The 21072-nt window shown below is 34.3% G+C and carries 17 protein-coding genes; 14 read left to right on the forward strand and 3 right to left on the reverse strand.

Features of this window, described 5'->3' with window-relative positions; translation table 11 throughout:
• Nucleotides 1-50: 50 nt before the first annotated feature.
• The 13 genes from H8707_RS04760 (at nt 51) to H8707_RS04820 (ending at nt 14786) form a co-directional block, all read left to right on the forward strand.
• Nucleotides 51-1283, forward strand: coding sequence for an efflux RND transporter periplasmic adaptor subunit (locus H8707_RS04760; protein WP_262428994.1), 1233 nt, complete (start codon nt 51-53; stop codon nt 1281-1283).
• Nucleotides 1284-1296: 13 nt separating this feature from the next.
• Complete coding sequence (locus tag H8707_RS04765; protein WP_316699603.1) at nt 1297-1989, forward strand: ABC transporter ATP-binding protein; 693 nt, start codon at nt 1297-1299, stop codon at nt 1987-1989.
• Nucleotides 1982-3181 carry an ABC transporter permease gene (locus H8707_RS04770; protein ID WP_262428995.1) on the forward strand — a complete coding sequence of 400 codons (1200 nt, stop codon included), beginning with the start codon at nt 1982-1984 and terminating at the stop codon, nt 3179-3181. Before H8707_RS04765 ends, H8707_RS04770 begins: the two co-directional genes overlap by 8 nt.
• Before the next feature lie 23 nt (nt 3182-3204).
• A complete protein-coding gene (locus tag H8707_RS04775) occupies nt 3205-3879 on the forward strand; it encodes a response regulator transcription factor (RefSeq protein WP_262428996.1) in 675 nt (224 codons plus the stop codon).
• Entirely contained in the window at nt 3876-5174 is a 1299-nt protein-coding gene (locus H8707_RS04780) for a sensor histidine kinase (protein ID WP_262428997.1), read from the forward strand. The genes H8707_RS04775 and H8707_RS04780 overlap by 4 nt, the downstream gene beginning before the upstream one ends.
• 42 nt (nt 5175-5216) lie before the next feature.
• Complete coding sequence (locus H8707_RS04785; protein ID WP_262428998.1) at nt 5217-6371, forward strand: TolC family protein; 1155 nt, start codon at nt 5217-5219, stop codon at nt 6369-6371.
• 112 nt (nt 6372-6483) lie between these two features.
• The gene (locus H8707_RS04790; protein WP_262428999.1) at nt 6484-7191 is read left to right on the forward strand and encodes a copper amine oxidase N-terminal domain-containing protein; all 708 of its coding nucleotides are present in this window, start codon (nt 6484-6486) and stop codon (nt 7189-7191) included.
• 503 nt (nt 7192-7694) lie between these two features.
• Nucleotides 7695-8771 carry an acyltransferase gene (locus tag H8707_RS04795; protein ID WP_262429000.1) on the forward strand — a complete coding sequence of 359 codons (1077 nt, stop codon included), beginning with the start codon at nt 7695-7697 and terminating at the stop codon, nt 8769-8771.
• Nucleotides 8772-9184: 413 nt separating this feature from the next.
• Entirely contained in the window at nt 9185-9454 is a 270-nt protein-coding gene (locus H8707_RS04800) for a late competence development ComFB family protein (RefSeq protein ID WP_262429001.1), read from the forward strand.
• A gap of 76 nt (nt 9455-9530) precedes the next feature.
• A complete protein-coding gene (locus tag H8707_RS04805) occupies nt 9531-10328 on the forward strand; it encodes a glycerophosphodiester phosphodiesterase family protein (RefSeq protein ID WP_262429002.1) in 798 nt (265 codons plus the stop codon).
• Nucleotides 10329-10486: 158 nt separating this feature from the next.
• Complete coding sequence (locus tag H8707_RS04810; protein ID WP_262429003.1) at nt 10487-12139, forward strand: Na/Pi cotransporter family protein; 1653 nt, start codon at nt 10487-10489, stop codon at nt 12137-12139.
• Nucleotides 12140-12208: 69 nt separating this feature from the next.
• A complete protein-coding gene (locus H8707_RS04815) occupies nt 12209-13189 on the forward strand; it encodes a copper amine oxidase N-terminal domain-containing protein (RefSeq protein WP_262429004.1) in 981 nt (326 codons plus the stop codon).
• Nucleotides 13190-13262: 73 nt separating this feature from the next.
• Entirely contained in the window at nt 13263-14786 is a 1524-nt protein-coding gene (locus H8707_RS04820; protein WP_262429005.1) for an S-layer homology domain-containing protein, read from the forward strand.
• 19 nt (nt 14787-14805) lie between these two features.
• Here H8707_RS04820 and H8707_RS04825 read toward each other — a convergent pair whose 3' ends face one another.
• Complete coding sequence (locus H8707_RS04825) at nt 14806-15177, reverse strand: hypothetical protein (protein WP_262429006.1); 372 nt, start codon at nt 15175-15177, stop codon at nt 14806-14808.
• A gap of 357 nt (nt 15178-15534) precedes the next feature.
• Between H8707_RS04825 and H8707_RS04830 the strand changes: the two genes are divergently transcribed.
• Complete coding sequence (locus H8707_RS04830) at nt 15535-17577, forward strand: 5'-nucleotidase C-terminal domain-containing protein (RefSeq protein WP_262429007.1); 2043 nt, start codon at nt 15535-15537, stop codon at nt 17575-17577.
• Between the two features lie 342 nt (nt 17578-17919).
• Here H8707_RS04830 and pepD read toward each other — a convergent pair whose 3' ends face one another.
• Nucleotides 17920-19350, reverse strand: a complete 1431-nt coding sequence (pepD, locus tag H8707_RS04835) for a beta-Ala-His dipeptidase (protein ID WP_262429008.1) — start codon at nt 19348-19350, stop codon at nt 17920-17922.
• Between the two features lie 268 nt (nt 19351-19618).
• The gene (locus H8707_RS04840) at nt 19619-20929 is read right to left on the reverse strand and encodes a purine-cytosine permease family protein (protein ID WP_262429009.1); all 1311 of its coding nucleotides are present in this window, start codon (nt 20927-20929) and stop codon (nt 19619-19621) included.
• Nucleotides 20930-21072 lie beyond the last annotated feature (143 nt).

A 21072-nucleotide genomic window follows, 5' to 3' on the forward strand; every position in this document is an offset into this window, starting at 1 on the left:
TATAAATCTTATAATATACTACTATCATAACTACTAAGGGGGATGCAAATTTGAGCTTAAAGAAGTCTAACAAGAAGAAAAAAATAATCATTGGTGTCGTATGTGTACTTATAGTTGCCCTAATATGGGGACTAAAATCACGACCCAAGGAAGAACAATATGATGAAGAGACAGCTAAGACGCAGGATGTGACCACATATTACAGCTTCAGTGGCAATATTGAATCCAAGGATAATCAAATCGTCTTTTCAAAAAATATGTTACCAATTAAGAAACTTTATGTAAAAGAAGGAGATTCAGTAAAAAAAGGAGATGTGTTGTTTACTCTTGATGATAGCAATTTAGCAGCAGGTATTGATCAGGCGCAAGCAAGCGTGGAAATAGCCAAGATCAATTATGAAAAGATGACAGGTACAGCAAAGGATCAGCAAATGGCACAGGTATCCAATGCTCTGTCAGCAGCGGAATTGAATTTTAATGATGCTAAGTCCAATCTTGAAAAAATGACAGAGCTTTATGAAGCAGATGGCATATCAAAACAAGCATTAGACCAAGTGGAGACAGTTTATGAATCTGCTGAATTGCAGCTTCAGTCTGCACAAGATAATTACAATTTAACTCTACGGTCAATTGAAGAAAATTCCCGAACCGCAAAAGAACAATTGAATCAAGCCGAAGCAAGTTACAATTCAGTAAAAAAACAGGTTGATGATTTAACGGTTACAGCCGAAGTAGACGGGGAGGTATCAGAAATTTTTGTTGAAGAGAATGAATCTTTGGCAATGGGCATGCAAATAATGGAGATTGTCGATTATGATAATTTAAAGATTACAATAAAAGTTGATGAATATGATATTGGGGCATTGACAGTGGGAAAAGAAGTTAAAGTAAATATCAATACATTAGAAAAAGATGCTACTGGTATAGTCTCCAAAATATCAAATCAAGCGCAGACTATAAATGAAGTATCATTTTTTACAGCGGATATAGATTTACAAAAAGATGATGATTTACGTGTAGGGTTGTCAGTAGAAGTCAGTGTACAAAACAAATATGCTCCAAATGCCACTACTATTTCTATGAAAGCATTACAATTTGACAACGAAAATAAGCCATTTGTTTATATAAGAGATATGGACAATAAAGTAGTTCCTAAGCCTGTAACTGTAGGGATTAATGATGGAAATACCGTTGAAATCATAGATGGAATAAAATCAGGGGAAGTAATTCTTGTACCTCGAAGAAGGATTATTACTATTGATGATATGATGCAGATGAACTAGGAGGTATTTCATAATGGCTAAAGAGATTATTCATATGAGAAATATAATAAAATCATATCAATTGGGCGATCAGGAACAAATTGTTTTAAAAGGGGTGGATTTGGATGTTTATGATGGAGAATTTGTTTCCATTTTAGGACCTTCAGGTTCGGGTAAATCTACCATGATGAATATTATAGGCTGTTTGGATACTCCTACTAGCGGAGAGTACTATCTGTCGGAACGTAAAATCAAAGACTTAGATGAAAAAGAACTTGCTCATATTCGCAGCAAAGAGATTGGGTTTGTATTTCAACAATTTCAGCTGTTGCCAAGATTGGATGCAACTGAAAATGTGGAATTACCTTTGATATATTCCGGTGTTTCAGTGTCAGAGAGAAGAAGTAGGGCAAAGGAGATGCTTGTAAAGGTTGGATTAGAGGATAGGCTTGATTATTATCCAAATCAATTGTCCGGCGGGCAGCAGCAGCGTGTTGCAATCGCAAGGGCATTATCCACCAATCCTACGATTCTACTTGCTGATGAGCCAACCGGTGCCCTAGATCAAAAAACAGGGCATCAAGTAATGGCATTGTTTAGAGAGCTTAATGAGGAAGGGCGAACTATAATCATGATTACCCATGACATCAACATAGCAAAAAATGCCAGCAGGACAGTAGAGATTTTGGATGGAAACTTGACTGGAGGTGTGGTAAATTATGATTAAGGAAAGCATAAAAATGTCATGGAAAAATATTGTCCATAACAAGATGCGTTCTTTCCTAACTACCCTTGGAATAGTTATTGGCGTTACAGCAATTATAGCCCTAATTACCATTGTTGAGGGAGTAAACAATGAGATGAACAGTCAATTTGCAAGTTTAGGAGCCGGTAAAATTACAGTGTTAGCATATGGTACTCCGTTGAAGCAAGGGCTTAATGACAATGATTTGCAAAAGCTCCTTGAAATAGATAATGTATTGGGAATATCTCCTACACTATCAATGGATGCGTCCGTTGTGAGGGATTCACTTTTAGAAGAAAATGTTGTGGTAGAGGGGAAAAATGATGTATATTTTAGACACAATTCGGAACTTATATTAAAAGGAAGAGATTTTAATATATTGGATATGGAAAATAAAAACCGAGTGGCAATTATCAATCAGGATTTGGAAAGGATATTGTTTTTCGGGGAGGACTCCCTTGGTAAGGATATACAGATAAATGGAATAACCTATCAGGTTGTAGGAGTCTTAGATGAAGCTGTTGCTACAGATGTTATGTCAGTGATGGAAACCAGAATGGGGAAAAAATCAGATGGAAAAGCGATTATTCCCTATAGGACTGCAATGGGAATGGCTGGGATAAGCAACATCTCATCTCTGGAAATACTTATTGATGATACCAATAGGACAGATGAAGTAATCAAAGATACGGAAAATGTACTGAACGAAGCTTTCAATTATAAAGATGATAGCTATACGGTTATCAATTTAGATAGTCTCCTTGACGCTATGGATACTATGTCAAATATGATGACGACAATGCTTGCCGGTATTGCGTCGATTGCTCTATTGGTAGGAGGTATAGGTATTATGAATATGATGCTCGTATCTGTAACAGAGCGTACTACGGAAATCGGCCTTAGAAAGGCGCTTGGTGCAACTCCGGGGAGTATTCAGCTTCAATTTCTGATTGAGTCTATTTTCTTATCTCTGCTTGGAGGCTTTATAGGACTCGTATTGGGAGTGTCACTTTCATGGGCTGTTACTACCTTATTGGGTATTCCTTTCCAAATATCTACAGGAGCAATAACTCTGGGAGTTGGGTTTTCCGCTTCAGTGGGGATTATATTTGGCTGGGCGCCTGCCAGAAATGCAAGCAAACTCGATCCTATCGATGCGTTGAGGAGCGTTTAAGATAATATTTAAGAGGTGGAGCTATGCTCAATATTTTGGTTGTTGAAGATGATAAAAACCTTAGAAAGTTAATGACCGCGGTTTTATTAAAGAATGATTACAATGTCTTAAGTGCAGAAGATGGAATCAAAGCTTTGGAAATCATGGAATCGTCTCATGTTGATTTGCTGATAAGCGACATTATGATGCCAAATATGGATGGCTATGAGCTTACTAGGCTGCTTAGAGAAGCAAATTATAATTTGCCCATTCTTATGATTACTGCAAAGGAAACCCTTGATGATAAAAAGAAGGGGTTTTCTGTGGGAACTGATGACTATATGGTCAAACCCATTGATATGGACGAAATGCTTTTGAGAGTAGCCGCATTGCTTAGAAGATCTCGAATTATGAATGAAAACCGACTTGAAATAAATGACGTAGTTTTGGATTATAATGCTTTGACTGTTACAAGAAATGGGGAGTCTATACTCCTACCTAAAAAGGAGTTCTATCTATTATTTAAGCTTTTGAGCTATCCGAAACAAATATTTACCAGAAGTCAGTTGATGGATGAGATTTGGGGAATGGATTCTGAAGCGGATGAGCGTACAGTTGATGTTCACATTAAAAGACTCAGAGAAAAATTTGCAGACTTTCCCGAATTTGATATTGTAACAGTTAGGGGTCTAGGCTACAAAGCGGAGAAGAAGCTATGAAAAAGCTTAACAAAAAGCTTGTATTCTTTTTTATAGCTTTGATGATTATTTCTTCAGCATTGTCTTTTATTCCATCTGCCATATATTATAACAAAGGTGCTATAAAGGAAATAAAACAAAATCAACAATCGATTGCCATATCTATATTGGAATTGAGGCAAAAAACTGATTTAAGCGTAGAAGAAATAGTAAAGATAATGTCAAATTTCATGCAAAATATTTATATAATCGAAGATATTGATTTTATGGAGATTAGTAATGATGATGTAAATAGGATTAAAAATCAAGAGATTGTTTTTTTGTCAAATTCCCAAAAACATACAGCAACAACTATATTTATGCTGGACGGTTTTTATATTGGGATTGGATTATATCCACATGATAGCATATTCAATATGGTGGCGTCACGTGTAGTTCTTACTCTATTGTGCTATGTTGGTATTGGCGCTGTTTTGATTATTGTATCTGCCAACAGAGTTGTAAGACCTATTATAAGACTTTCCGGAGCTACTCAGGAAGTTGCGAAGGGCAATTTTGATATACAAATTGAAAATAACAGCAAAGATGAAGTAGGTAAGCTCATAGATAATTTTAACAAGATGACCAAGGAATTGAAAAGCATAGAGTATTTACGCAAGGATTTCATAAGCAGCGTATCCCATGAATTCAAGACGCCTGTAGCTTCTATTCAAGGGTTTGCAAAGCTTTTGCAAAACAATGATTTGACTGAAGAAGAAAGGCAGGAGTATACTCAAATCATTATTGAGGAAACTTCCAGAATGTCGAAACTTTCCTCAAATATTTTAAATTTATCAAGGCTTGAGAATCAAGAAATGATTGGCAACAAGACGGTATTTTCTTTGGATGAGCAAATCAGAAAATCTATTTTGCTCCTTGAGCCGGAATGGAGTAAAAAGAATATTGAGTTTGATATCGAACTGGATTCGGTGCAATTTAAGGGAGATGAGGAACTCCTTCAGCAAGTATGGTTAAATCTATTAAGCAATGCAATCAAGTTTTCTTATGAAAATGGGATAATCACAGTTAGATTGTATGAAATAGGTTCAGTTGTGAAGGTAAAGATTAGCGATACAGGTGTAGGAATGAGTGAAGAAGTGCAAGAAAGGATTTTTGAAAAGTTTTACAAGGAGGATTCGGCGCACTCCTTTGAAGGAAGCGGATTGGGACTATCCCTTGTAAAGCGTATAGTAGATTTGTGCGGCGGCAAAATTTATGTAAAGAGCAGCCTTGGTAGAGGGTCTACTTTTACCATAGAACTAACTATGATGGAGTAATAAACATAGTGAATTGTGAAGTTTTTTTAAGGAGGAAAAATTATGAAGAAAAAATTGATTATTTATGTAATAGCATTCTCTGTATTTGCATCGATATTGATGCCTAATTATACTTATGCAGCAAAGGGAGATACCGTTTCATTGAGTTTAGATGCGGCAATAAACTATGCCCTCGAAAACAGCAAGGATATAGCAATAAAGGAAGCAGAACTTGAAAAGGCAAAGGTAAAGTACAATGATGATATTAGGGCTGTAAAAAGCGGAGAGAAAAATGTTGACGATTATCCGACTAGAGATCCTATTTTCAATGAGGCTATTACCGATGCCGCTTTAAATCAAGGAATGATCAATAGCGGAGCTTTAAGAAAATCCGTTGAGCTTCCATATGATATTGCAAAATGGAATCTAGAAATGAAAAGGAATGAAATTAAGTACAATGTTGAAAAGGCATATTATGATTTGCTTCAAATGGAGAAGGAGTTGGAGATTGTAGTAGAGAATCTTAAATTATCCGAGAAGCAATACAATCAAGGCAAAGTGAAATATGACTTAGGAACTATTTCCAATCAAGAGCTTTTAGGGCTTGAAATGGGAGTACTTAAGGCTCAAAATATGTATGAATCAACGAAAATGTATAGAGATTTGCAGGTAATGAGCTTTCAAAATACTTTAGATATGCCCTTTGATAGTGACATCAAGCTAACTGATACAATCAAATATAAAGAACATGAGGAAATAGATTTGGAAGCATCTGTTAAAAAGGGATTAGAGAACAGCGCAATGATAAAGATGTCACAAGAGAATTATGAATTGGCCAAGATGACTTTAAAAGGTATCAGCGGGAGATATCCTGAAAATACCTACAGATACAAAGAACAACAAGCCGAGGTCGCTAAGGCAGAGGAAAGCTTGGAAACCGCAAGAAATGGAGTAGAAATGATGGTTAGAAGCTCATACTTAAACCTTCTTACTGCTGAAAAACAAATTAAGACTTATGAAAAAACAATAGAACAAGCTCAAAAGACACTTGAGATAGCAGAATTGAGCTTCGATTTAGGACAAAGTACAGCAACGGAAGTGATACAGGCAAATCTCAATTTGATGAATGCTAAAAAAGAACTGTCCGCTCAAATCCATGCATATAATATGGCATTGCTTGATTATGAAAATAGTATAGGGTTTGGTAAAGGAATGTAGCATTAGATGGAAGATTACAAGATAATTACAATTTAGTTACATTTTCTATAATCCTTTGACAATCACTACCTTTAATTATAATATAAAGTTATAACAAATAGGAGGTAATAATATGAAAAAGAATTATAAGAAAATGTCAGTTGTTGTGGCTGTAATGATATTTGTCATTTCCATAACTTCAATAAGTTTAGCAGCACCAACGGCTAAGAATCTTAAGGCTTACTACAACAATATAAGAGTTTTTAGGAACGGATCGCAAGTATCAATATCAACTCAACCATTTATAGTTGATGGAACAACATATGTTCCTTTGAGAGCTATATCAGAATTACTTGAGAAAGATGTGACTTGGGATCAATCAACTTATACAGTAGGTATAAATGACAAACCGGGTTCAAGCTCTACTGAATTGTATAATCAAATTTACAACTATCAATTACAAATATCTCAGCTTGAAAGCAAGATAAAAGATCTTGAATCAAAATTGGATAAGAAGGAAGAATCTTCTTCCATGACTATTAAAGAGTTGCAGAAACAACTTAATAAGGACTATGGCACTTACAAGAAGATAGACTTTGATATCAATTTAACTGAAAAGAAGAGCAGTATTACAGTAAAAATTTATTTTGATGATGAAAAATTTTATGATTTAGATGATAAGTATATCGAATCTTTCGTAGAAGATATAGTTGATGATATCACAGATGAATTTGAAGATATGGAGATTTCAGGATATATTGAAGATGACTATACCGATGAGGAAGTAGTTACATTCTCAGTAAATAGCAAAGGTAAACTAAGCGTAGATATAGACTTTTAGTTTAAACGCCTAACTTTAAAAAAGTTAGGCGTTTTTACATACCTAAATCACTGCAGGATGTCATTCTGAACGAAAGTGAAGAATCCATGTTTAAGACCCTAAAGCTTGACCTCAATATGACAGTATAATCACTGCTGTGTCATTCTGAACGTAGTGAAGAATCTCTGTTAGTTTTCTGCTCTTCACTCTTCACTATCTTAAAACCGGAGATCCTTCGATAGTTAGGTTAATCCTGCCCGGCTCAGGATGACATCAGCAGTAAATTCGGGTATATAAATGCCGTATAATCACTGCAGGAGTCATTCTGGAACGAAGTGAAGAATCTCTGTTAAAGGCCCTAAATCTCGACCCCAACAACTCTTCACTCTTAGTTCTTAGCTCTTCACTTTTCTTTCAATTGTGAATTGTGAATTGTGAACTGTGAATTGTGAATTGTGAACTGTGAATTGTGAATTGTGAATTGAATTAGGGAATAATAAATAATAGAATGGATTATAAGGGAGGTGTTTATCATTCAAAAAAATAATATAGAAAGAATCCTATACTTGGATATATTACGCATATTGTCCATATTTGGCGTAGTTGTGCTTCATGTTTCAGCACCATTTTTAACTACTTTAGATAGTAACGGTATACAATGGTGGTGGTCAGGAAATATTTTTGATTCTTTAAGCAGATGGTGTGTGCCGGTATTGATTATGATAAGCGGTAAGTTGATCTTAGGGAGTAAAAAGTATAATGATATAGGCGAATTCTTGGGAAAAAGGCTTACAAAAATCTTAATTCCTTTAATCTTTTGGAGTATATTGTACTTTATTTGGGTAGGCAGATCTAATTTGAGTCTGGATATTACACTGATTACCGGTATTTTAACAAGAATATATGAAGGAAGTATAGTTACTCATTTTTGGTATTTATATATGTTGATCGGATTATATTTATTTACACCTATAATTAAACCCTTCATACAGGATTACAATAAATCCGGAACTAAATATTTTCTATTCATTTGGTTTATAGCAAATGGGATTTTTGAATTTATTGGAAGGCTTAGCGGACTTAATTCGGGTATTTATTTGCAGCTTTTTCATTGGAGTTTAGGGTTTTATGTTTTAGGCTATTTTTTGGACAGGGAAGATATGAAGCCTAAAAATAGAATAATACTATATATTTTGGGCTTTATAGGGCTTATGAGTACAATTTTCGGTACATATTATTTAATGAGTAAGAGTAATGGAGTTTTTAGGGACAATTTTTATTCTTACCTTGCTCCTAATGTAATATTTACGGCTATAGGAGTTTTTGTTTTATTTAAATACATCAAATGGGAAAAGATAATTCCAGCCGGAGGATTCTTGCAAAGAGCAGTCCAAAGCATCAATAAAACGAGCTTTGGTATATATCTTGTTCATCCGCTTATAATAGATATTTTAAAGTCGGGATATATAGGTATAAACATTTATCCGCTGATGTTTAATCATGTAATAGGCATACCCTTGATAGGGATTGTTGTATTCATACTATCACATATAATAATTTGGTTGATACAACGTATCCCGATCTTTAGAAAGGTTGTATAACATTGTGAACTGTCCTCTATCAACTGTCAACTGTATCTCTATCCCCAAAGCTCGCCCTCAAAACCGGAGATCCTTCGAAAGCAGTGCTTATACTGCTAAACTCAGGATGACATCAGCAGTAAATTCGGGTATATAAATGCCGTATAATCACTGCAGGAGTCATTCTGGAACGAAGTGAAGAATCTCTGTTAAAGGCCCTAAATCTCGACCCCAACAACTCTTCACTCTTAGTTCTTAGCTCTTCACTTTTCTTTCAATTGTGAATTGTGCATTATGAACTGTGAATTGTGAATTGGTTGTAATTTGTCTTTCAATAAATATCCTTTATTGCTATAATATAGCTGTAAAGTGTAAAACAAACATAAAAGTATTGACTTAAGGGTAAAAATATATTTTAATTGGGGGATAATAAAATGACCGGGATTATATTAAAAAATTACATGGAAGAGATCGTTTTCAGCGTTATTGATGATGTATTGAAGGACATGGATATATGCAGATGCGAAAGATGTAAAATGGACATCATAGCTATTTCATTGAACAATTTACCTTCAAAATATGTGGTTACAGAGAGAGGAGAGCTGTATTCTAAAGTAAATTTATTCAAAATGCAGGTTGAAGTGGATGTTATAACGGAGATTACAAAAGCGGCTATGATAGTGAAACGAAATCCTAACCATTAAAAAGATTAGACCCCTTACTTCTTCTCCGATTTTATGTTATTATTATAGTAAATACTTATTAGGAGGGACTTTTAAATTGAGAAGCAGATCTAGCAAAGTAAATGGATTATTAATAATAATTTTTCTAATGTGCATAATGATTTTTGAGTCAACTGCATTGGCATCTTCAGAATTACCGCATCAACCATTAATCGCTCATGCAGGGGGACATATATACGGATATAAATATACCAACTCCTTAGAGGCTCTTGAAAATAGCTACAATAACGGGTTTAGATTTATCGAATTAGATTTTGATTGGACACAAGATAATCAGATCGTACTTATCCATGACTGGTCAGGAATGGCATCAAGATTATTTATGACAGAGCCCAGAGTATTTACTAAAGCAGAATTTAATAACACTCCTGTATTACAGAATTTAACGCTATTGGATATAGAAAATCTTGTAAAATGGCTTGAAGATAAAAGCGATGTAAATATTGTGACTGATGTAAAGACTCGAAATTTGGATTTTCTGCAATATATAGGTCTTAACTATGGACATATAAAAAATCAATTGATTCCGCAAGTATATTCTTTTGACGAATATTTAAAGGCTAAAGAGCTGGGGTATGAGAATATAATATTGACATTATATAAGAGTAATTATACAGATGATGAAATTGTTGGATTTGCAAAGAATAACGAATTATTTGCTATAACAATGCCTGTTGAAAGAGGTTATACTTATCTTCCAATGAGGCTCAAGGAATCGGGTGTACTTTCTTATGTACATACGGTCAATGATTTGTATACCTTTGAAGAGTTGAATAAAAACGGAGTTTACGGCATATATACGGATTATTTTCAAATGAATCACTGGGTAGAGTAAGTTGGGCAAGGGGAAAGGTTTTCCTCCTGTCCAATTCTTTTTCTGAAATTACTTTTTTTAAATTACATGGAGATACAATAAAAACTATGGTAGAATATAGTTAATTAATAAACGATATGGACAAGGATTTGGTTTCCTTGTCAGGAGGAGGCAAATATATGAAACAGTTGATATTCAATTTAATTGGCGGTACAGCTTTGCTTATGTATGGTGTTGACATGATGGGCGAAGGCTTGGAGAATGCATCGGGTAATTTGATGAAAAAAATGCTTTCAATTCTCACAGGCAATGTTGTAAGTTCATTTTTGGTCGGAGTTTTTCTGACAGCATTGGTGCAAAGCAGTACAGCTATTACGGTGCTTACCGTTGGATTTGTAAATGCAGGGCTTATCGCATTGCCACAAGCTCTTGGAATTATATATGGTGCCAATATAGGTACTACCATTACTGCGCAACTTATGGCATTAAGCTTCAGCTTCAACCTTACTGAGGTTGCTCTCCCCGTTCTAGGAATTGGATTTGGCATATCAATATTTGCAAAGAAAAAGACTATTAAACATATTGGTCAAGCTATTATGGGCTTTGGGCTTATGTTTTTAGGATTGAGTATTTTAAACTCTTCAGTGCCGATTATGAAAGAAAATAGTACATTAAGATTCTTCTTTGAAAACTATGCAAGGAATCCTTTCATTGCTGTATTATTAGGCATAGTAGTTACAGCATTAGTACATAGCAGCGCTGCCACAGTGGGATTTGTTATGGTATTGGGTCAAGCCGGACTTTTGGATTTAAGTTCAGCTGTATATATTATGCTGGGAGACAATATAGGTACTTGTTTTACCGCTCAGCTTGCTAGTTTAACAGGCAATATCAACGCAAGGAGAACTGCTTGGGCTCATACTCTATACAATATCTTCGGTGTCGTATTGGTTGCAATTATATTTCCATTTTTTATAAAGGCAGTAGAACTTATCACAAATACCATACAACCGAATGGTGGATTAGAAGCGCAGATAGCTAATTCACATACAATTTTTAATCTATTTTCAGCTATAGCATTTTTGCCAATTACAAAATATTATGTTAAATTTCTAGAGACCATTATAAGACCTAGGGATTCAGATGAAGAGGGGCATGCAATTTATTTGGACGGATTGTTATTGGATACTCCGGCTGCAGCGTTTAAGGCATCTTTAGCTGAATTGAAAAGGGGAGCGGATATTGCTAAGACTATGCTCAATAGCGCTTGGGAAGCTTTGATAAATAAGGACGATAAAAAATTGGAGGAGATTGTAGTTAACGAAGACATTATCAATCAACTTCAACAGGATATTACCATGTATATGGTAGAATTATCAAAAAGACCTTTATCCAAAAGTGAATCCATTACACTACATTCAATGATAGATTCAATAAACAATTTAGAAAGAATGGCTGATCATACAACTGACATTGGAGAGGCTATAGGAATAAAAATAGAGAAGAATATCACGTTTTCTGAAATAGCCGTGAGTGAAATAAAGGAATTATACGATTTAACAATGAGAATGATGGAAAAGACTATTGAACTTTTAGACACTGAAAACTTCGAAACGCTAAAATTTGTAGTAGAGTCAGAGAGTATAATGGATGATCTTACAAAGAGATTTTCCGATAATCATATAGAAAGATTAGAAAGTGGTGAATGTACTATTGAATCAGGAGTTGTTTACTTGGATATAGTCACACACTTTGAAAGGGTAGCAGATTTAATATATACAGTTGCGTTGGCTGCCATGGACGAACTAAGGGGAATATCTCGTGAATTGTAACTTGAATGTAACAACTTCCGCTAAAATTATGGGTATAATATATATATAATTTTAAAGGAGGTACATTAGATGAAAAAAGGAATGGTTATTTCATTGGCTGCTATATTGACCATAAGCCCTATGGTTGTTAAGGGTGAGGAAGCAAAGGTTGATAATCCGGTTCAAACTCCAATATCAGCACCATTGGAAGCTCAAGAAGTGCAGCCGGAATATATAGGATTTAAAGGGAAAATTAGTCAGATTGAAAATATTGATGGTAATTTTAGGATATTAGCTGAAAATGGGTTAAAGGAAGGTTTAAACTCCCTATATGCATATATTGGCGATGATGTAATATTGTTGAACGATAAAACCATGGATTTCGTAGAAAAAGATGATTTGAAGGAAGGTATGGAAATATCCGTTTATTATCATAAAAATACTATTATGACTATGAGTTTACCGCCAATGCTAACACCTGATGTAGTTGTAGTAAATGAAGCTGGAGACAAAAATAGCGTTATAGTGTCTAATTTCAACAAGGATTTTTTAAACAAAGAAGGATCTTTGTATGTTAGACCCGGTGAAAAAACCATCATAATAGATAAAGATGGAAACAAGGTGGATAAAAAGGATTTAGTCGATAGAGACTGGATAGCTTTTTATAATATAGTATTGGAAAGTTATCCCGGACAGACGTCACCTGAAAAAATAATCTTAATGCCTGAAAGGGAAAAACTTCCTGAGTCAACGAAGGTTGTATTAAAAGATGAAGTATATAAAAATGATGAAGGAGTATTGATGATTCCACTAAGACAAGTGACTGAAGGTTTGGGCTATGAATTGAAGTGGTATCAAGACAAAAAAGCGGTTGAAATAACAAGGGGAAATCAATGGTCAATGGTTACCATAGGTGAGGATAGATATAATTTTGCCAGAATGTATATCGAACTAGGTACTGCACCTGTATTGAAAGATTCTAAGACCTATGTGCCTGTTAACTTTGCAGAAAAGGTATTGATAGCCACAGTAGATATATTAGATGACGGAACTGTAACAATCACACAATAGAAATGTAAATTATGACCAAAAGTTTAATGCTTTTGGTCATAATTAGATGTTTTTTTATTTAGGGGGAGATTAGATGAATAAAAGATTTGTATCTTTATTCATGATTGTTCTTATCTTGTTGGGAAATAGCGGATTTACATATGCCTTTTCAGGAAATCCGAAGATTGATTGGCTTATAGAAAGAGGTATCGTTCAGGGTGACAATCGAGGGCTGAGACTATATGACGGTATTACCAGAGCAGAAGCTACAAAATTGATCGTTGAAGCCAGCGGGCTCGGAGATCGAGTACCTAATTTCGAAGGGTTAAAGAGCATGTTCATTGATATGAAGGATAATTGGGCAAATGGCTATGTCAATGTAGCGGTTATCAATTCTTTGGTAAATGGCTATCAAGATAAGACCTTTAGACCCGGTAACAATATCTCATATGCAGAAGTTATCAAGATGCTTGTAATGGCACGAGGTGAGAAGGTAGATACTGTCGGATTCGGCGGCCCTTATTGGTTTATACCTTATAGAGTAAAGGCTGAGCAAATGGGTATTACGGAAGGAATGTTCATACCTGATTTTTCTGCAAATGCAACAAGGGGAATGGTCTTTGAACTTGTTTACAACACGATTATAAAAGGCATGAATAAGGATGTGGAAATATATAAGGGTATAGTTGTTGACAATAGCCGTACATCCAAGTTAAATGATGATGAAGTGAATATTGTATTGTTTGAGGATTTGAATGATTCCAATGCTTATCCCAGATATAAGATGGGGGAAAAAATAAAGGTGAACATACCAAAGGGTTTGGCTGATACAGGGGGAATTCTTGGAGTTGTGGTGGATATCCATATAGATCGGAACAACATGGCTACAGAGATTGAACTGGACAAAAGTTATTCATATATAGAAGGTCCGATTTTGGCAAGTGAATATGATGTATATATGGGTGCAAATGGTAAATATTATGATGTTTATCAGGACAAACTCCAAGGGGTAATCCATAATGACAAAAGCTATGATTATGATGATTTTGTCTATGATCTGGGAGACTATGATGAATATGGTGATGCAGCATTTCTTGCCGAATTTGCTAGGGTTACCGTCAAGGGTTCCAAGGTGTATTTTATTGATTCCTATACTTTTGACGATATTGCTCCTGTAAACAATGTAAGACCTAGTAGGAATGAGGTATATATCTATGATGACAAAAAGGATGGGAGAGATGCTACAATATCTTTGTCTTCGGTAATCGGATATTCTCATGATAGCGGGTTTCTATCCTTGGATATAGATGATATCTATCCCGGAGATGTAATTCATATCTATAATAAAAACCATGCCATAGCAAGAATTGATGCTGAAAATCATGGCATATTTGAAGATATAATAGAAAATCAAGGTTTTTATTTTGCGCAAATTGATGGGGATACTTATCAAGTTCGGGAAGCCAACAGGAGGAGGCCGGTATTTTCATTGGATGGTAATAAATACTATACATTATATGCAGATACCGCTTTTGAAGAGCTTCATAACCTAATAGACTCAGATATCATATATCTATTGGATATAAATGATCATGTTCAATCCATAACTAAAAGATAATTAAAAAAACTCCAAGGGCTTATGTATCTGCCTTTGGAGTTGGTATTATATCAAGTAACAATTTTTCTGAATCTTCATATACGATAAATGTTACAGAATTATCGTCTTTTTCGGATACTATGCCATTAGGCTTCATATTGGTTCTTGTGGTCCATCCATCTTTTTCTAAATCCTTTTCATATCCTTCAAGAAATGTATCTAAATTTTCATTTTTTATTTCATAGGTAGAAATCTCCATTTTAGTTTTTTCGATTTTTTTATTATATGTCTCTTTTAATTCCATATTATCCTTTATGGGGATATCTAAAGATTCTACGGACAATTTGGAACTGCATCCCACGGTAAATATTCCAATCGATAATGTTATAATAAGTACGAGGATTCTTTTCATAGGTCAACACCTCTTTCTACAGATTGCTCACAATAAAGATTTACTAATGAAGTTTAGCATATATTTTGACCCTTGTCAATTATTTTTCCCTTACAAAAGTTGACAGCATAGCTCGAACTAAGCAAGCAGTAAATCACTGCAGGATATCATTCTGAGACGGACAGGATTAACCTAACTAACGAAGAATCTCTGTCTTTACACCGTAGGTGTCATTCTGAACGCAAGTGAAGAATCCTTTTTTATTAAAAATTCAAAAAAAAGAAGGATTTTAACAGTTTATAAAGAATATATACTATAGGAGTAATATATACGGGGATGGCTTTTATTAATCCAATAATATTAAAAGGAGGAGAAATAATGGTTTCAAAAAACAAAAGAGTTTTAAGCGTAATACTTTCGTTCTTCTTGGTTTTAGGCATAATCATTGTTCCTACTAGTTCCTCTGCAGAAGAAAACATAAAACTTACCATCATAGGAACCACTGATCTTCATGCAAACATTTACAATTGGTCGTATGAAGACGGAAAAGAGGTAGATGATATTGGCATGGCAAAGGTTTATTCTGTAATACAAAAAATCAGAGAAGAAAACCCAAATACTTTGCTGATTGATAATGGAGACAGCATTCAGGGTACTATCTTATCTGATGACTTGTACAATTTCAATCTGGAGTTAAAACATCCTGTTATTGATGTGATGAATTTTATGGGATATGATTCAATGACCTTAGGAAATCATGAGTTTAACTTTGGAATCGAGATGATACAAAAAATAGAAAAGGAAGCAGAGTTTCCAATACTTGCAGCCAATGCGACTTATGACAAAGATGGATCTTACCTTGTAAAACCCTATGTAATCAAAGAAGTAGCAGGAATAAAAGTCGGAATATTGGGAATTACAAATCCAAACATTCCAAGATGGGACGGACCGAAAGTAAATGGTATGGTTTCATTTGATAAGCCGGCAGATATAATGGAAAAAAATATCAAAGAAATGAAAAAAGAGGGAGCGGACATTATTGTAGTAGCATCTCATATAGGTTTTGAGGAAGAATATGAAGGAATGGGGGATAGTGCTAAGGAATTGGCGGAAAAATTCCCGGAAGTTGCTGTAATTCTTTCCGGTCATCACCATGTAACTGAAAATCACAAGATTGGAAATACTTTAATCGGAGCAGCAAGAGATGCCGGAAGACAAGTAGTTGTATTTAATCTTGAATTGGCAAAGAAAGAAGATTCTTTTGAAATAGTAAATAGTGAAGTAGAAGTAATTGATGTGACTGGTTACGAAGCATCCGATGAATTGAAGGAATATGCTAAAGAATATCACGAGAAAACCCTTGAGTTCCTTGAAGAAACAATCGGAAAAGTCTCGGAAGATTTTGCACCGCCTTCTGAAATACCGGGTATACCTGAGGCTCAACTAAAGGATACAGCTTTGATAGATTTAATAAACAATGTACAGCTTAAAGCTACAGGAGCAGATGTTTCAGGTGCCGCGCTGTTTTCATCGGGGTCTAACTTAAGAAAAGGCGATGTAAACTATGCAAATATATTTGAAATATATAAATATCCAAATACATTGGTGGGCGTAGAAGTAACAGGTAAGGAATTGAAAGACTATATGGAATGGTCTGCTAACTATTATAATACATTTACCAAAGGGGATATAAATATAAGCTTTAATCCGGATATTAGAGTTTATAATTATGATATGTTTCAAGGTGTAGATTATAAGGTAGATATTTCCAAGCCTATAGGTGAAAGAATAGTAGATCTTAAGTTTAAGGGCGAACTGGTAAAGGATACTGACAAACTAAAATTAGCTATCAACAATTATAGATATGGCGGATTAACAAGTATGGGAATAATAAGTGAAGAACCATATTTTAATTCTGACCCTAAATCTTTAAGAAGTTATATTGCGGATTTTATAAAGGAAAATGGTACAATTGAACCGGAGGTAGATAATAACTGGGAAGTCATAGGAGCTGATCTAGATCACCCATTAAGGGATTATATTATAGCTGAGGTCAAGGCAGGAAATATAGAAATACCTAAATCAGAAGATGGAAGGACTATAAATGTCAAGGCTTTAAATGCTGATGATATGATTAAAAAAGGAATGATACCTAAGGAAGTTCTGCTTGAGCATGGTCTGGGGGATGTCCCTGTAGAAGAAAAACCTGCAGAAAATCCAGTTGAAGAACCAAAACCGGCACCTGTTCCGGCACCAGCTCCGGTACCTCAGCCGGAAGTTAGAAAATACGTAGTAAAAGCAGGAGACGTGCTTTGGAAAATAGCAAGATCATTTGATACTACTTGGGAGAAATTAGCTGAATTCAATAGTCTCAAGAACCCACATCTAATCCTCCCAGGGCAAGTAATACTATTACCGTAAAGACAGTTGACAGAGGATAATGGGAGAATAGAGAGGCTGTTAGGAAATAGCGAAATCTAACTCTCTGGATAAGGACTTACTAAAATAGAAAATCCTAAAAGGTTTAATCCTGGTCCATTTGTTTCCCTCCTTAGCTCTTTAAGTAGTAATATCAAAATTTATTATTTCTTTGAACTTTCTGCTAATTTAATTTTAAAGAAATTATGACATATGTCACCACTCAACATTTCAGGATGAAACTGTAGACCAATTACAATAAGCAAATAGTGTAGAAATTTTTAACAATCACACGACAGAAAATGGACAAGAGGTAAATTTTTAACCTTTTGTCCATTTTTTCAGTTAACATTCTTTTTCCAAAAATTCCAATATAAACTTGTATATTCTATTTGCAGATTCTATTTCCATTTGCTCTCTAGTTGTATGAGCATTTTTGATATTACAGCCCATTGAGATCATATCCCAATCGGGTCTTTTTTTTGCAAAATAGGCACATTCTAAACCAGCATGGATGGATTCTAATTTAGGTTCTTTTCCAAATTTTTCACGATATAATTGAGTAATTTTATTTCTAAGCTCTGATTTTGTCATGTATTCCCAAGCAGGATAATCTCCCCTAGTTAAATAATCAAATTCAAATTTTTCTGCTAAGATTTTAATATTTTCAAGTAAAACAGCTTTAGTAGAGTCTTCATTGCTTCTAAGTAGTAGAGTAGTTTTGACTTCGTCTTTGTTAAACTCTATAATTCCTATATTTGAAGATAATGAAACATCTCCTGTATCTAGATTAAATCTCAAAGCGCCATTTGGAATTAATAGAAGCAAGTTGATGAAATTATTTTTCTGTTCATTAGTAAGTGCATCTAGTTGTTCACTAATGTCATCATATTTAATATGAATATTTGGTTCATTTGGATACTCTAGACTTATGGTTTCTTGAAGTTTATCTATAATATTTGTTATTATAATATCCTTATTTTCTGGATAAGATATGATAGCATTTGCCCCTGTGGGAATACTATTTTCTTTATCTCCACCAATGAAACTATGAAGCAATACATCATTCTCAAAATCCAGTTGTTTTAAGATTCGTGCCAGCAATTGAATTGGATTTGCAAATTGCTTTTTTATTTCAAGCCCTGAGTGGCCTCCATTACATTCTACTAAACTAATTTTTATTGTTTTCATACCATTAGAGTCTACTGATCTAAAACTAGGAGTAAAACTTAGCATTACCCGAATGCCACCTGCACAGGAAACAAAGAATGTTCCCTCTTCCTCCCCATCTAAGTTAAGTAATGTATCTCCTTTTAATCCAGTTAAATCTATATTTGATACACCTTTAAGTCCTCTTTCCTCATCTGTTGTGAAACATAGTTCTAAAGGAGGATGCTTGATGCTTTTGTCTTCCATTATATTTAACATCATGGAAGCGCCTATACCATTGTCTGCTCCTAAAGTAGTACCATTTCCAAATAGCCAACCGTTTTCTTCTATGATATTAATAGGATCTACTGTGAAATCATGTGTAGTACCAGGTCTTTTTACACAAACCATGTCTAAATGACTTTGGAGTACTATTGGTTTTCTCTGTGAGGATTTATCTGTTGCAGGTTTATATACGATTACATTATTGTAATTGTCTTGATGATTTTCAAGGCAAAGTCTATCTGCAAAAGATACAACATAGTCGCTTATCTTTTTCTCATCACCTGAACTTCTAGGTATACTCGATATTTCTTTGAATATTTCAATTAATCTATTTTCTTCCATTGTATCACCTTATAATTGTAATTATTTTGAAATTATAATTTTATAATATTCAATATCTTAAATAGTAATTTATAAGAACTTATAAGGATATAAGTCCATATAGGGTTTTTTAATTTTGTACTATTATTTTTATTAAATAAATAATGAACCATTAAAATACTGTAATGAATTCGCTAGCATCCTGATATCATTGATAATCTTCTATCTATTATATTATATGATTAACATTAATATTTGAAGTTCATAATATAGCCTAATATTGTACCAATTAAAAGCCCTCTGTAAACTGATTTGGTGCTTTACTCTTTTGAAACTTCATACCTAGGTAATATACTAATGCAGCTACCAATAATGATTGTATTGGTGGAATACCTATTGGTTTTTTATATGCGGTGATATATCCTACCAATATCCCTACTATAAATGCTATTGTAGCGATAAAATTCCAACCTTTTTTATCTTTCCATTTTTTATGCCCTCTAACGAAGAAGTCGCAAAACATTACTCCAGCTATTGCTGGGTAGCAAAGAGAGGCAATATTTAAAAAATCTTGAAAATGTTCCAATATTCCTAGCAATGTTAAAATTATTGATAACAGGGTACCAATTAATGTAACCTTAATTCTTCCTTCATCAGTTTTCACGTTTAGTATGTTTGAAAATGCTAAACCCATAGAATAATTATTAATTAATTGACTACTCCATGATGCTAGCCATAGAACTAAAAATCCCCATATTGGAAATCCTAAATTCTCCATTACCATAACTATATCTGCTGTCCCTGAACCCGCACCCATAATTCCACCTATGATGATCAATGGAACACCGATAACTATAATTCCCAGTGGCATCAATATATTATCTAATATCTTAGGTTTACCATGCCTTGAATAATCTGCCGATAATACCAATTGAGATACGTTTAATCCCAAAACCATAGTCACACCTGCAGCAAAAGTCATACTATTATCACCTTGTAAGTTCTTTATTGAATTCCATCCCATATTTTTGAGTGCTAGGTAAACACCAACTAAACATAATAGTAATCCTCCAGGTACTGCAAAATAATCTGTCCATTTCATAGCATTAAATCCGAATATAGATGGAATAGCAAATATTAAACCTACTATTGTCGTTACTATTACCCATCCAACTCTATTTGTTACATAGTCAATCCCTAGTATGACACATAATGCATTTCCTGATGTAGCTGTAGTAATTGCCCACCAACCCATACTTAATACTCCAATGACCATTGCAACAATAACTTTTGCCTGCTGATCCCCGAAACTTTGTCTTGCTATCACCGATGATGATAATCCAGTTTTTGCACCCATATAACAGCATATAGAATTTCCGATCCATGTAATTACAAGAAAAGTAAATAAAACTACAGGTAGCATACCTTTAAAACCAAAAGTACCAATTAACGAACCACCGACCATTAGAACAGGTATACTAAATTCTAAGCCTGCAAAAACTAATGCTGGGCCAAACCAATGTTGTCTGTCACTTATTGGAATTGCTTTTGTCAGTATATTTTCTTCAGCTATTTCTTTTGTATTATTATCGTTAGTCATGTTTTACCCTCCCATTTAATTTAATCGTTTTGTAAACTTAAATGAAAATTGAGGACTCCAACCTCTGTATGGTACAATGTTTTTACCGAAAACAAATACCTCCCAGAAAGGATGAAGTCCTCATGCAAAAAATTGTATCAATA

The organism is Paratissierella segnis (assembly GCF_014385195.1).
Lineage (GTDB): Bacteria > Bacillota > Clostridia > Tissierellales > Tissierellaceae > Paratissierella > Paratissierella segnis.

Excerpts from the sequence above, each read along its gene's own strand:
- H8707_RS04790 (WP_262428999.1), top strand. The coding sequence starts at position 6,484 with ATGAAAAAGAATTATAAGAAAATGTCAGTTGTTGTGGCTGTAATGATA.
- H8707_RS04785 (WP_262428998.1), top strand. The coding sequence starts at position 5,217 with ATGAAGAAAAAATTGATTATTTATGTAATAGCATTCTCTGTATTTGCA.
- H8707_RS04820 (WP_262429005.1), top strand. The coding sequence starts at position 13,263 with ATGAATAAAAGATTTGTATCTTTATTCATGATTGTTCTTATCTTGTTG.
- H8707_RS04810 (WP_262429003.1), top strand. The coding sequence starts at position 10,487 with ATGAAACAGTTGATATTCAATTTAATTGGCGGTACAGCTTTGCTTATG.
- H8707_RS04825 (WP_262429006.1), bottom strand. The coding sequence starts at position 15,177 with ATGAAAAGAATCCTCGTACTTATTATAACATTATCGATTGGAATATTT.
- H8707_RS04840 (WP_262429009.1), bottom strand. The coding sequence starts at position 20,929 with ATGACTAACGATAATAATACAAAAGAAATAGCTGAAGAAAATATACTG.
- H8707_RS04765 (WP_316699603.1), top strand. The coding sequence starts at position 1,297 with ATGGCTAAAGAGATTATTCATATGAGAAATATAATAAAATCATATCAA.
- H8707_RS04800 (WP_262429001.1), top strand. The coding sequence starts at position 9,185 with ATGACCGGGATTATATTAAAAAATTACATGGAAGAGATCGTTTTCAGC.
- H8707_RS04815 (WP_262429004.1), top strand. The coding sequence starts at position 12,209 with ATGAAAAAAGGAATGGTTATTTCATTGGCTGCTATATTGACCATAAGC.
- H8707_RS04770 (WP_262428995.1), top strand. The coding sequence starts at position 1,982 with ATGATTAAGGAAAGCATAAAAATGTCATGGAAAAATATTGTCCATAAC.
- pepD (WP_262429008.1), bottom strand. The coding sequence starts at position 19,350 with ATGGAAGAAAATAGATTAATTGAAATATTCAAAGAAATATCGAGTATA.
- H8707_RS04775 (WP_262428996.1), top strand. The coding sequence starts at position 3,205 with ATGCTCAATATTTTGGTTGTTGAAGATGATAAAAACCTTAGAAAGTTA.
- H8707_RS04830 (WP_262429007.1), top strand. The coding sequence starts at position 15,535 with ATGGTTTCAAAAAACAAAAGAGTTTTAAGCGTAATACTTTCGTTCTTC.
- H8707_RS04780 (WP_262428997.1), top strand. The coding sequence starts at position 3,876 with ATGAAAAAGCTTAACAAAAAGCTTGTATTCTTTTTTATAGCTTTGATG.